Annotated in this window: 14 protein-coding genes and 1 pseudogene; 8 read left to right on the top strand and 7 right to left on the bottom strand. The window is 43.1% G+C overall.

All coding sequences use genetic code 11. The annotated features are described in order from the left end of the window. Nucleotides 1-225 precede the first annotated feature (225 nt). Nucleotides 226-1,398, top strand: a complete 1,173-nt coding sequence (locus GW12_RS02420) for an iron-containing alcohol dehydrogenase (RefSeq protein ID WP_034582942.1) — start codon at nucleotides 226-228, stop codon at nucleotides 1,396-1,398. Nucleotides 1,399-1,846: 448 nt separating this feature from the next. Here GW12_RS02420 and GW12_RS02415 read toward each other — a convergent pair whose 3' ends face one another. Continuing rightward, nucleotides 1,847-3,028: a transcriptional regulator gene (locus tag GW12_RS02415; protein ID WP_034582940.1), complete on the bottom strand. Its 1,182-nt coding sequence runs from the start codon at nucleotides 3,026-3,028 to the stop codon at nucleotides 1,847-1,849. Between the two features lie 207 nt (nucleotides 3,029-3,235). Between GW12_RS02415 and GW12_RS02410 the strand changes: the two genes are divergently transcribed. Together GW12_RS02410 and GW12_RS02405 are read left to right on the top strand one after the other, a co-directional pair. Further along, nucleotides 3,236-4,747 (top strand): aldehyde dehydrogenase family protein, encoded by a 1,512-nt coding sequence (locus GW12_RS02410; protein WP_034582938.1) that lies wholly within the window; start codon nucleotides 3,236-3,238, stop codon nucleotides 4,745-4,747. 489 nt (nucleotides 4,748-5,236) lie between these two features. Continuing rightward, nucleotides 5,237-5,476, top strand: a complete 240-nt coding sequence (locus GW12_RS02405) for a hypothetical protein (RefSeq protein WP_034582936.1) — start codon at nucleotides 5,237-5,239, stop codon at nucleotides 5,474-5,476. A 141-nt stretch (nucleotides 5,477-5,617) separates the two neighbouring features. Here the strand turns inward: GW12_RS02405 and GW12_RS02400 are convergent, their stop codons facing one another. Both GW12_RS02400 and queG read right to left on the bottom strand, forming a co-directional pair. Continuing rightward, a complete protein-coding gene (locus GW12_RS02400) occupies nucleotides 5,618-5,830 on the bottom strand; it encodes a hypothetical protein (protein WP_081403444.1) in 213 nt (70 codons plus the stop codon). 100 nt (nucleotides 5,831-5,930) lie between these two features. Continuing rightward, a complete protein-coding gene (gene queG / locus GW12_RS02395) occupies nucleotides 5,931-7,025 on the bottom strand; it encodes a tRNA epoxyqueuosine(34) reductase QueG (protein WP_034582925.1) in 1,095 nt (364 codons plus the stop codon). A gap of 23 nt (nucleotides 7,026-7,048) precedes the next feature. On the opposite strand from queG, the gene GW12_RS02390 reads away from it, so the two are divergent. Genes GW12_RS02390 through GW12_RS02380 form a run of 3 tightly spaced genes read left to right on the top strand, consistent with a single transcriptional unit; the run spans nucleotide 7,049 to nucleotide 9,160 of the window. Beyond that, nucleotides 7,049-8,506 (top strand): bifunctional ADP-dependent NAD(P)H-hydrate dehydratase/NAD(P)H-hydrate epimerase, encoded by a 1,458-nt coding sequence (locus GW12_RS02390; protein WP_034582923.1) that lies wholly within the window; start codon nucleotides 7,049-7,051, stop codon nucleotides 8,504-8,506. Between the two features lie 10 nt (nucleotides 8,507-8,516). Then, on the top strand, nucleotides 8,517-8,792 hold the full coding sequence (locus tag GW12_RS02385; RefSeq protein ID WP_375730986.1) for an acylphosphatase: 276 nt from the start codon (nucleotides 8,517-8,519) through the stop codon (nucleotides 8,790-8,792). A 14-nt stretch (nucleotides 8,793-8,806) separates the two neighbouring features. Further along, nucleotides 8,807-9,160 carry a hypothetical protein gene (locus GW12_RS02380; protein ID WP_227504115.1) on the top strand — a complete coding sequence of 118 codons (354 nt, stop codon included), beginning with the start codon at nucleotides 8,807-8,809 and terminating at the stop codon, nucleotides 9,158-9,160. Here the strand turns inward: GW12_RS02380 and ruvC are convergent, their stop codons facing one another. After that, on the bottom strand, nucleotides 9,161-9,703 hold the full coding sequence (gene ruvC, locus GW12_RS02375; RefSeq protein WP_034582920.1) for a crossover junction endodeoxyribonuclease RuvC: 543 nt from the start codon (nucleotides 9,701-9,703) through the stop codon (nucleotides 9,161-9,163). It lies immediately after the preceding gene. 123 nt (nucleotides 9,704-9,826) lie between these two features. Between ruvC and GW12_RS02370 the strand changes: the two genes are divergently transcribed. Together GW12_RS02370 and GW12_RS02365 are read left to right on the top strand one after the other, a co-directional pair. Continuing rightward, the gene (locus GW12_RS02370) at nucleotides 9,827-10,393 is read left to right on the top strand and encodes an FxsA family protein (protein ID WP_034582917.1); all 567 of its coding nucleotides are present in this window, start codon (nucleotides 9,827-9,829) and stop codon (nucleotides 10,391-10,393) included. Between the two features lie 128 nt (nucleotides 10,394-10,521). Continuing rightward, nucleotides 10,522-11,160 carry a LysE family transporter gene (locus tag GW12_RS02365; protein WP_034582915.1) on the top strand — a complete coding sequence of 213 codons (639 nt, stop codon included), beginning with the start codon at nucleotides 10,522-10,524 and terminating at the stop codon, nucleotides 11,158-11,160. Here the strand turns inward: GW12_RS02365 and GW12_RS02360 are convergent. From GW12_RS02360 to GW12_RS02350, 3 genes and pseudogenes are all read right to left on the bottom strand, one after another. After that, nucleotides 11,157-11,351 (bottom strand): hypothetical protein, encoded by a 195-nt coding sequence (locus GW12_RS02360; protein WP_034582912.1) that lies wholly within the window; start codon nucleotides 11,349-11,351, stop codon nucleotides 11,157-11,159. The two genes, GW12_RS02365 and GW12_RS02360, sit on opposite strands and share 4 nt — an antisense overlap. Before the next feature lie 219 nt (nucleotides 11,352-11,570). Then, nucleotides 11,571-11,822, bottom strand: coding sequence for a hypothetical protein (locus GW12_RS02355; RefSeq protein ID WP_034582910.1), 252 nt, complete (start codon nucleotides 11,820-11,822; stop codon nucleotides 11,571-11,573). Between the two features lie 48 nt (nucleotides 11,823-11,870). Next, nucleotides 11,871-12,017 (bottom strand): annotated as a pseudogene (locus GW12_RS02350) (IS30 family transposase); the annotation flags it as partial.

The following is a 12,017-nucleotide window of genomic DNA, read 5'->3' as shown; positions in this document are numbered from 1 at the left end:
TTTTGTCACATACGGTCTGCGTCGTTATGAATAAAAAATGTGGTTATTCGCCGATTCAATTTGAAAAGCTTATTTAAAGTTGAGATTGGCGTTTAAATAATTAAAAAAATAAACTCTTTATAAAAGGTAGGTCTCAGGTAGGTGGGTTTCTTTTTCTCTTCATTCAATACTTAAATCACGGTGAGGGTCACCGATAATAAGATGAATGGTAGAAGGAATCGAACCATGGCTTTTAAGAATATCGCAGATCAAACAAACGGTTTTTATATCCCTTGTGTTTCACTTTTCGGTCCAGGCTGTGCCAAAGAAATTGGCGTTAAAGCACAAAATTTAGGTGCCAAGAAAGCCCTGATTGTGACCGATGAAGGCTTATACAAATTTGGTGTCGCAGATACCATCGCAAATTATTTAAAAGAGGCTGGTGTTGACAGCCATATCTTCCCAGGTGCAGAACCAAACCCAACCGATATTAACGTCCATAATGGCGTGCAAGCCTACAATGACAACGGCTGCGATTTTATTGTATCGCTCGGTGGTGGTTCATCACATGACTGTGCCAAGGGTATTGGTCTAGTCACTGCTGGTGGTGGTCATATCCGTGACTATGAAGGTATTGATAAAAGTACTGTGCCTATGACACCGCTTATTGCAGTGAATACTACAGCGGGTACTGCGTCGGAAATGACACGCTTCTGTATCATTACCAATACCGATACCCATGTCAAAATGGCAATTGTGGATTGGCGTTGTACCCCACTGATTGCGATCGATGATCCAAAACTGATGATTGCCAAGCCAGCAGGCTTAACTGCGGCAACAGGTATGGATGCACTGACTCATGCGGTAGAAGCCTATGTCTCTATAGCAGCCAATCCGATCACAGATGCCTGTGCAGAGAAAGCCATTACCATGATCAGTGAATGGCTGAGTCAGGCAGTGGCAAATGGTGAAAATATTGAAGCGCGTGATGCAATGAGCTATGCACAGTATCTGGCAGGCATGGCATTCAACAATGCATCACTCGGATATGTGCATGCGATGGCACACCAGCTGGGTGGTTTCTATAACCTGCCACATGGTGTATGTAATGCGATTTTGCTACCGCACGTATGCGAATTTAACCTGATTGCCTGTCCGGATCGCTATGCAAAAATTGCCCAGCTGATGGGTGTAAATACTGAAGGATTAACTGTGACTGAAGCAGCTTATGCAGCGATTGACGCGATTCGCCAGCTTTCAGCTTCAATTGGAATTCCATCTGGTCTGAAAGGCTTAGGGGTTAAAGAGGAAGACCTTGCCATTATGGCAGAAAATGCGCAAAAGGATGCCTGTATGCTGACCAACCCGCGTAAGGCTAGCCATGCACAAGTCGTAGAGATTTTTAAAGCGGCGCTGTAAGCCTCTATGTAAGTCGATTCTCTCCACTCGGCAGACTTACATTTTATGCAACCCTGTTCGCGCTTCTTAGGAAGTGCGCCAAGATAAACGTATCCCCATGCGATGATCTTGGCTGATCCTTACCACCCTTGATAAGGATATGGAGCAGGCGTTGCTCTTTTTTTGCCTAAATTTTTGCTTTCAAAAAATATATTTGGGCAGTTAATTCATCAGGGTATAGCTTATTAAAATTAACTGAATGAATTCGATAATAATAAAATACTGGAATGAGCAGAGTATTGCTAAAAGCTTATTCGTAGCATGAGCTAAATCAATAAAATGTTATAAAAAAATTATAATTCTAAAGTAGTTAAATGCTTTTTATATTTTTATAAGTTGAAATCTTCTTAATGGAAGATAGCCGTAATTATCTTGCTAACGAGAAGCCAAACAAGAAATGATCTGATTTTTAAATATCCTGAAATTTAAGCAGGGTTTGATGTACTGGATGACCTTTTGGCATCAGTTCAATCAGACGTTCAACCGCATCAATTGCTTCAGGAAAGCGAGCAACATGCTTAAGTAATACATCAGTTTCATTGGCTTTAAAAATGGCATCACTGAGACGTGATTCCAGACAATCCCGCCAAGCACATAAAAATGGGCTTTCAGTTTTTGCCAGAAAGACTCCGGTATACAGTTTTAAGGCTGAATCAATATAACCAGCATCAAGCGACTGTTCAGTCTGTAAGAAATCCGCTTCAACATGCGCCAGTAAACGGTAAGGACGCGAACCAAGCATACCGCCCAGAATATCGCGTAACTGTGACATTTCAGCTTTTAGCGTACCCATGCTGACTTTACGCTCGCCATAAAGTGCTTGATGTAGGCGATCCAGACTTAAACCTTGTGGGCATAAAGCCAAAATAGCGAGAATTTCAGTCTGGCGTGGGGTTATGGTCAGGGTCTTACCATTAAAAATCACCTGAGGTACAGAAAAGGCACGAATATATAAACGCTGTTTTTGCGATTCCAGTAAAGCAGATTGAATGATGGATGCACAACGTTCGGCTGCTAATAGCCCTAAGCTATTATGTTTTTGCCAGTGGGTGGACAGGTCAATGACCCCTAGAATCTGTTTGGAATAAGGATCAATAATGGGGGAGGCATAACAGACCAGATCTTGTACTGATGGCATGTAATGTTCGCTGGAAAACACGCAGCTCGATTGTTGGGTTTTAATGGATAGGGCAAGGGCATTGGTTCCGACCAGTTCCTCACGCCACTGACCTCCTTCAACTAAATGAATATTATCAGCAATTGTGCGCAATTCAGGGCAGGAGGCTCTCCATAGTACCGTACTGCCAATATCTCCAACGGCCAAAACCATAGAGGACTGTTCAGCAATATGCTTTAAATTTTCCGCACAATGTTCCAAGGCATGACTTAAAGCCGAAGAAGTGCTGATTTGTTTTATATCTGTTAATGGGGCAGCCAGACGATTTTTGGGAATCTCGGCTAAAGAAGAGCGCTGCCAGGAGCTAACAATGCTCTGTTCGAGTTGTGCTGCATGTGAAGGCGATAAACTGCTGCTTTGACGAAGCTGATCAATTTTTTGCCTTTGTTGTATTAAGCTCTGTTCTGTCATCATTCCTTATTCTCACAATAATTCATGATTTACATCCAAATGTAATTATTATTGTTTTTATGAGGAATCAAAAGAAATGTAAATCGGTTGAGTGCCAACCTTTCTCCAACCTTATAACGCGTATGTTAACTAAATAGAGTACGGATGTACCTTATACCAAAGCTGTAGATGCAGCATTTTTAAAGATTAAAATAAGCAAAGGAAATACATATGCGTTATATCGATCCGAACCAGCCTGGCTCAAAAGTTCATTTCAAAGCCCAGTATGACAACTTTATTGGTGGGCAATGGGTGCCACCCGTCAAAGGCGAATACTTTGACAATATTTCTCCTGTAGATGGCAAGCCATTTACCAAAGTGCCGCGTTCTAGCGTGGAAGATATCGAACTGGCGCTGGATGCTGCGCATAAAGCTAAAGTGCAATGGAATAAATCTTCGCCAACCACACGCTCTAATCTTCTGTTAAAAATTGCCGACCGTCTCGAAGCCAATCTGGAACTGCTGGCAGTGGCTGAAACCTGGGACAATGGCAAGCCAATCCGTGAAACCCTGGCCGCTGACATTCCTTTAGCGATTGATCATTTCCGCTATTTCGCTGGCTGTATCCGTGCGCAAGAAGGCGGTATTTCTGAGATTGATGAAGATACCATTGCCTACCATTTCCATGAGCCTTTAGGTGTGGTTGGTCAGATCATTCCATGGAACTTCCCGATCTTGATGGCAGCATGGAAATTGGCACCGGCTTTGGCTGCAGGCAATTGTATCGTTCTGAAACCGGCAGAGCAAACCCCGGTCAGCATTCTGGTGCTGGTGGAACTGATTCAGGACCTGTTACCTGAAGGTGTGCTAAATATTGTGAATGGCTATGGCATTGAAGTGGGACGTCCACTGGCTGTGAATCCGCGTATTGCCAAAATTGCCTTCACCGGTTCGACTGCTGTAGGTCAGCAAATCATGCAATATGCCACTGAAAATATTATTCCGGTAACACTGGAACTTGGTGGTAAATCACCGAATATTTTCTTTGAAGATGTCATGACACAGCAAGATGATTATCTGGAAAAAGCACTGGAAGGTTTCACCATGTTTGCCCTGAATCAGGGCGAAATCTGTACCTGTCCATCACGTGCTTTGGTACAGGAAAGTATTGCAGATCAGTTCCTGGAACTGGCAATTGATCGAGTCAAACGAATCAAAACTGGTCATCCACTCGATACTGAAACCATGATTGGTGCGCAGGCATCGCAGGAACAGCAGGACAAGATTCTGGGTTGTATTGCAACAGGTCGCGGCGAAGGTGCAGAAGTGCTTGTTGGTGGCGGTGCACGTCAGGAAGTCGGGCAAGGCTTCTACATTGAACCAACCATCTTTAAGGGTACCAATAACATGCGTACTTTCCAGGAAGAAATTTTTGGGCCAGTGCTGGCAGTAACCACCTTTAAAGACTTTAATGATGCGATCAGGATTGCTAACGATACGATTTATGGCCTAGGTGCTGGTGTCTGGTCACGTTCGGCACATACCTCGTATCGCGCTGGCCGTGCGATTGAAGCGGGTCGTGTCTGGACCAACTGCTATCATATCTATCCTGCTCATGCAGCCTTTGGTGGTTACAAGAAATCCGGGATCGGTCGTGAAAACCACAAGATGATGTTGGATCATTACCAGCAGACCAAAAACCTGTTGGTGAGTTATTCAACCAAGCCAGCTGGTTTCTTCTAAATAAAAGCAAAAAAGCGAACTTCGGTTCGCTTTTTTATAGTAGAGAATCTTTAATAAGTGGTATTTGAGATATAGATCACAGATGCTAATTAAAAACATGAATCAATTGAAATTTAACTTTATCGGAAAGTTGAAAAAATGAATGAAATAGGTTTTACATTTTGAAAAATTCTGGTTATAAGTAAGAGGTGGTTTTTATCCAGAACAACAAATCAACACTCAGGAAGGGTGCCTAAAGAAGCGTATTTTAAAAATGATGAAACGGGAGTTTTATAATGCTTCAACTACTGAAAAAACTATTCTGCTTGCACATTTATGAATATCAACATATGGAAGAGATTGGAACCCATTGGGAATGTCGCAAGTGTGGGGTCAATAAAGATTGATACTGAACAGAAAAAAGTGAGCATCTGCTCACTTTTTTTGTGCCTGAAATTTGGAAGATTCCGCTAAAATACCACCTGAATAAAGAGTTTCCACTGGTGCAACATGAGCAAAGACTTTCAGGCTGATACCTATATTGTTGATGATAATCTGGCAGATACCTTGCATTGGCTAAGCCTGCATCAGGACTGCTATGATTCTTTTCATTATGATGCTTTAAGTCAGACACTCACGGTCGAACATGCCAATGGTGCAGATGTGATCCGGGGCGGTGATTATCTGAATGCTAAATATGGGATTTTGATTACCGCACATAATTTTGCAGGTGCTAGGAGCAAAGAATAATTTTTTTCAAGAGAAATATGTTTGATTTAATTTTAGATCGGGCTTTTTTAATTTCAGTTTTTATCAATCTTTCCTTAGTTTTCTAACCATCATAACGAACAAAGCCCACTTAACGTGAGCTTTGTATTTCCAGCAATCAGATTATTTACTGTGATTACCATGGGTATCCTGTCCATGGAGATCTTTGCGGTGCTGTTTGTTAAATACCCGCTGATCCTGTTCATGCTGGTTATTTTTTGGAGAATTGACCGGCCCATGTTGAGGCTGTTGCTGTTGTTGCTGCAAGTGTTTCTTTTGGTACTCCTCTTGCAACTGTTCCAATAGCTCTTGGTTTGGATTTTTTGATGACATCATCATTCCTCCATTTCCTATGCCTGTCCCTTTTATGTCATAGTCTGAAACTCAGGTGTGTAAGGCTTTTAAGGGAATCTGTGACATCAGGTAAAGATGAAAATTAGCGGGATTTTGCCAGTTGTTCTTGAATCGCCCAATCGATATGCACCTGTACAATCTCATCATGTTGTACACGGCTATCCTGCAAGGCTTGGACAATAGCCGGGTTAAATGGCGCATTACCCAGGCCAATAGCGATATTGCGCATAAAGCTCTGATAACCAGTACGCCGTAGCGGACTGCCTTCTGTAGAGGCCAGAAAAGTGGCTTCATCCCATTGCCATAACTCCAGCAAACTGACCTGATCCAGGCCATGTCGTGGATGGAAATCGGCAATGGTGGTGGTCTTGGCAAAACTGTTCCATGGGCAGATCAGCTGACAGTCATCACAACCAAAGACACGGTTGCCGATACCTCTGCGTAATTCTTCAGGAATGATGCCTTTGTATTCGATAGTCAAATAAGCAATACAGCGCCGCGCATCCAGTAGATAGGGTTCAACAATCGCCTGGGTCGGGCAGATATCAATACAGGCTGTACAGGAACCACAGTGTTTCGATGCTGGTTCATCAAAAGGTAGGTCTAGTGAAGTAAACAGCTCCCCCAGAACAAAGAAGGAACCAGATTTTTTATGAATCAGTAGGGTGTGCTTACCGGTCCAGCCCATACCAGCATTTTCCGCCAGCGATTTTTCAAAAACTGGCGCAGAATCAGCAAAAGGACGCGATTCAAATTCTCCGACTTTTTCCCTGATTTTAGCTGCCAGTATTTTCAATCGGCCACGCATGGTTTTGTGATAGTCGCGTCCACGGGCATAGCGGGCAATAATCGCGGAGTTTGGTGTATCAGGCACCATTCTCGGCTCAGGTCTCTCGACCAGATAATCCATACGTACACAGATTACTGATTTGGTAGCTGGAATCAATAAAGTAGGATCAGCACGTTTTTCCAGATTCTCTTCCAAAAACTTCATCTCGCCGTGATAACCGCGCTCCAGATATTTCTGTAGACGGGGCAATTCTACTTGAGCATCCGGCCGGGCAATGACACAATCAGAAAAACCCAATTCTAGCGCCTGTACCTTGATCCATGCTTTTAGAGCTTCTGGATCTTCTTGAAAAACCTGAATTTGTGCGGGAGAATCGGGTGTAGTCATAAACCGGGAACAGGGAATAAAAAATGCAGCGACAAGTTTACCATAGCAGAGATATTCAAGCATGGGAGCAGCGCTGGTTTGCCCGGCAAAATAGTTCCTATGGCTTGATGCAGCAGGTGGCCTGGGGCATTGCACAACGCCTGATTCCTTTATTTGTTCAAGAGAACGTTCAAAAGGTCGCAGTCTGTTGTGGACAGGGCAATAATGCCGGAGATGGGTATCTGGTTGGAAAATATCTGCGACAGGCTGGATTTCAGGTGGAGATTTATGCCGCAGAAAAAGGCACTTCTCAGGATCTGGCTTTAGCCAGTCAGGAAGCCATGGATGCCGGTATAAAAGTCTATCCGCATTTTGATTTTCAGTCTGAATATGATGTTTATATTGATGCACTGTTTGGTATAGGCTTGAACCGTGAGCTGAATGAAGAATGGCAACAGATTATTCAACGCATCAATATTCAAACAGGTCTGAAAATCGCAATCGATATTCCAAGCGGTTTAAATGCCAATACTGGACAACCGCTGCCGGTCGCTGTGCAAGCCGACTGTACCTATACCGCACTTGGCCTGAAGGCGGGATTATTTACTGGACAGGGCCAGGAGTTTGCAGGGCAGGTGGAATGTATCACTGCTATTCCAACCGATGCAGAGCTAAAATCGGTTGCTCAATTATCCAATACCGATATCCATTTACCGAAACGTCTGGCTTTTGGGCATAAAGGAAGTTACGGGCATGTGCTAGTGATTGGCGGGCATGCCGATATGGGCGGTGCGGTGATTATGGCGGCGGAAGCAGCTTTTGCTGCGGGAGCTGGTAAGGTGACCGTTGCTTGTGATGCCAAACACCATATGTCGATTCTATCCCGTGCGCCGAATATCATGCTGCGGGATATTAATGCTTTAGATGAAGGTCAGCGAGACGACTTGCTGCAACAGGTCGATGCAGTTTGTTTCGGAATGGGTTTGGGCCGTGATTTGTGGGCAGAGCAGCATTATCAGTTCTGGTTTAGCGCTATTCAACAGTCTGATCTAGAAATTGTTTTAGATGCCGATGCACTCTGGTTCCTGGCTAAACAACCACAATCTTTAAATGACCAAACTTATTGCACCCCGCATCCGGGCGAAGCAGCGACTTTACTCGAAAGTAGAGCTAAAGAGGTTGAAGTGGATCGCATTGCAGCAATTCATGCCTTGCAGCAGAAGTATCAGGGGCAGTGGGTACTTAAAGGTTCAGGTAGCCTGATTCTGGAAGATCAGCTCTATATCTGTACCGCTGGAAATCCGGGGATGGGCACGGGTGGTATGGGGGACGTACTTGCTGGAATGATTGCCAGTCTGAAAGCCCAATTTCATGAAAATCTTCATTTACATGAAATCGTGACCTTGCATGCCCTGGCTGGAGATGAGCTGGCGAAATCGGGTCAGCGTGGTTTACAGGCGCAAGATATGAAACAGGCAATATATAAAGTAGTGAATCTTTAAGGGTCGAATAATGATGCAGGCAGTAAAACTGACGATTTCTGGAAAAGTACAAAAAGTCGGTTATCGAAACTGGTTTGAAGCTCAAGCACTAGAATTAGGCCTAAATGGCTATGTACGGAATTTGCCCACTGGACAAGTCGAAGCTGTGGTTGTCGGGGAAAAAGATAAAATTCAAATGATAATTCAGCGTAGCTGGAAAGAACCTTCACTTGCAAATGTAGAAAATATAGAATCTGTTGAAATAGCTACGCCTCAAATAATTGATGATTTTAAAATCGTAAAATAAAAAAGGATCAATGTATGTCTGAGCAAGTAATGTTTGTTTTATTACTGATAGTTTTGATATTACTTTATGTTTTATTTAAGGGAAAAAGAAATAATATTAATTCAAATAAAGCCCATAGACAGAATCCTTCCAGAAATTTTTTACAGAAAGTTCAGAAAGCTTTCCCAGCATATAAAGTTATCCATAAAAATGAAGCTTTTATGATTTGTGAAATCAATCATCGAAATGAACCGGAAGAAATAGTATTTATTCGGATATATCCTCAGCAATCTAAACAAATAAAAAAATCCGGTCGTATGCTAATTGCAAATTATCCAACATTTCCTACTATATCTGAAATGAAACGAGATTTCGGTAAGTATCTATAATTAACGTCTTCTGCTGGCACGACTACGTCCACGAGCCATACCGCCTAGGGCATTTAACACGGCCATTTTGTTCATGCTGCCAGAAGCATGGGCATGGCAGATGGCTGCAGCCAGTGCATCGGCAGCATCCTGTTGCGGTTTGATGGTCAGGTTTAGAATTCGCATCACCATCATCTGCACCTGTTCTTTTTCTGCTGCACCGTAGCCCACTACAGACTGCTTGATTTGCCGTGCCGTATATTCCGCTACTTGCAGATCTAAATTAACTAGTGCTGCAATGGCAGCACCACGAGCTTGACCCAGTTTTAGTGCTGAGTCCGGGTTTTGTGCCATAAATACTTGTTCTACCGCCGCTTCCGTTGGGCCATAGAACTTTACAATTCGTTCAACCCCAGCAAATATTCGTTTTAATCGTTCGGGCATTTCCGCAGTTTCCGTCCGGATCGTACCTGCATCGACGAAAGTCAGTTTTGAACCTTCTTTTTGAATGATACCGTACCCCGTAAGACGTGAACCTGGGTCAATCCCAATAATTAATGACATGCCTGCACTTTAAAAATAAAATAATGCCCTTATTGTTACATAAGCGTATCAAAAAAGCTTGATCCTGATGAAGCGGTTGATTACAGCGCCCTTAATTTTTTAATAGAGATTAGATTAATTTTCATGAAATTATTTCTTTTTATCCTGGTTGGCTTGATCCTGGAAGTATTTGTGTGGATCGGCGTGGGTGACCTCGTCGGGAGCATGTGGTACGTATTTTTCTGGTTTGTGGCTGCCTTCTTTATCGGGATGAACCTGATCCGTAAATACTCGGCGGGTATGATGCCGCAAATGCAACAGATGCAAATGGGGCAGATGAGTGCTGATCCAGCCATGACCAACAATCTGCCTAAAATCCTGGCGGGTTTCTTCCTGCTGATTCCAGGTCTGATCACAGATGTGCTGGCTGTACTCATGCTGATTCCACCGGTACAGCAGGCATTTAAAGCGGCAATGATGAAAGTCATGATGAAACGCCAGCAAGCCATGATGGAAAAAATGATGGGTGGCATGATGGGCGATATGGGCGGAGCACAAGGTCAAAACCCATTTGCAGAAATGATGCGCCAGATGCAAGACATGCAGAACCAGCAGGGCGGTCGTGGCGATTCAACCATTATTGATGGTGAGGCACGTGAAGTAACCCCAGATGCGAAAAAAATTGAAATGAAAGACGTGAATCAAAAATAAAATTTGATCATATTAAGCCGGATTAACTGATCCGGCTTTTTTATGTGCCTAAATCAAGATAAAACTACTACGAAAAATTAAACAAAAGTTATAATGCTGCAGTCTCAGTGATCACTGAAAGGAGAAAGATGTCTTTGCTTTTAACCATTTGCGGTCTGCATTTTATTGCCCAACTCAGTCCGGGACCGGACGTTCTCCTGATTGCTCGTAGTGCAGCATCAACTTCACGTGCCAATGCACTAAAAATCATTGCCGGGATATCGGTCGGGATTGTGGTCTGGGTCGTCCTGACGCTGGCTGGTTTTACCGTATTGATTGACCAGTTTGCATGGATACAACAGGTGCTCATGCTGGTGGGGGGAGCTTTCCTGGCAAAAATGGGCTGGGGAATGCTAAAAGGTGGATTGCAGGCATTCAAGCAGCGCAATGTGACGACTGATGATTCTTTGGTGGTGAATGAGCCAAAAAGCTATTTTATGTTGGGTTTGTTCACCAATCTGTCTAATCCCAAGACCTTGATTTATTTCAGTAGCGTATTCTCATTAGCCCTAAGTTCTTCTGCTTCGGATTATTTGAAATCCCAATTAGCAGTGATTATTCCACTACAGACTTTTATCACTTTCGCATTGCTGATGTTGTTGATTTCCCAGCCTAAAATTAAAGTGCTGTATCAGCGTGCCGGTAGCTATATTGATCTGATTTCAGGGGTACTGTTTCTGATCTTTGCGATCTGGCTTTGGTATGATGCCTTAATCCTCATGAATTAAGAATTTTGATCAGACTGAGCCTGATCATTAGCAAGAGGGGAAACAGCAGTTTCCTCTTTTTTTTCGGCCAGTTTTTGACTGGAACTATAGCGGTTCGGTTTAAGCGTAGTTTCAGTATTTTCTGAACCTTGATAGCTACGACTGCGGTTAGCACGCTCTCTTAAACCACCTTTACGAATCAGTTGAACCATATCAATCTTTTCTATGCTTCTATTCTATACAACACTGGTTTTATTGTAATGCAATTGGGATGATTGCTGTTGAATGATATAGAAGCACAGTTTAAAAAAATATCTCAGACAACATGCGAACAGTTTTTCAGGCCTGATCTAGAAAGATCAGGCCGCCGAGAAGAATTAACCGTTAGAAGAATAATTGTCGTTATACGTGATTGTTAGGATGAATTATGATCAGGATGATTTTTGTTTTGTTTCAAGTTGCAGAGCACTGAAAATCGTATCTTTAGCTGGTACTTCTTGGGTATGTGTCTGTACATAGACTGGCACAACCTTAACTACAATTGCCGCTGCCAGACAGGTGATCAGGCAGAACATCCAGAAGCCATACGGACTGCGAATGCTATGCGAACCACAATCTGGGCAAGAAGTTTCAGTGGATGAAACGGTTCGATTGCAACATGCACAATGATATTGGTAATGCACTGTATCTTCTCCTTATTATCTTTTTCTTATCGTTTTTATTTGGCGGATTCAAGCGGCAAGTGCAACAGTATAAAAACCAGCCATAACTTCACTCGGTGTATACCAACCTAGCGTTTTTCTAGGACGATGGTTGAGTGCAAATTCTATCTGCTCTATTTGTTCGTTTGACACGTCATCAAACGATGATGATTTTGG

Source organism: Acinetobacter sp. HR7 (genome assembly GCF_000773685.1).
GTDB lineage: Bacteria > Pseudomonadota > Gammaproteobacteria > Pseudomonadales > Moraxellaceae > Acinetobacter > Acinetobacter thermotolerans.
Note: the sequence above shows the minus strand (reverse complement) of the source record. Positions and strands in the feature narration are given on the sequence as shown.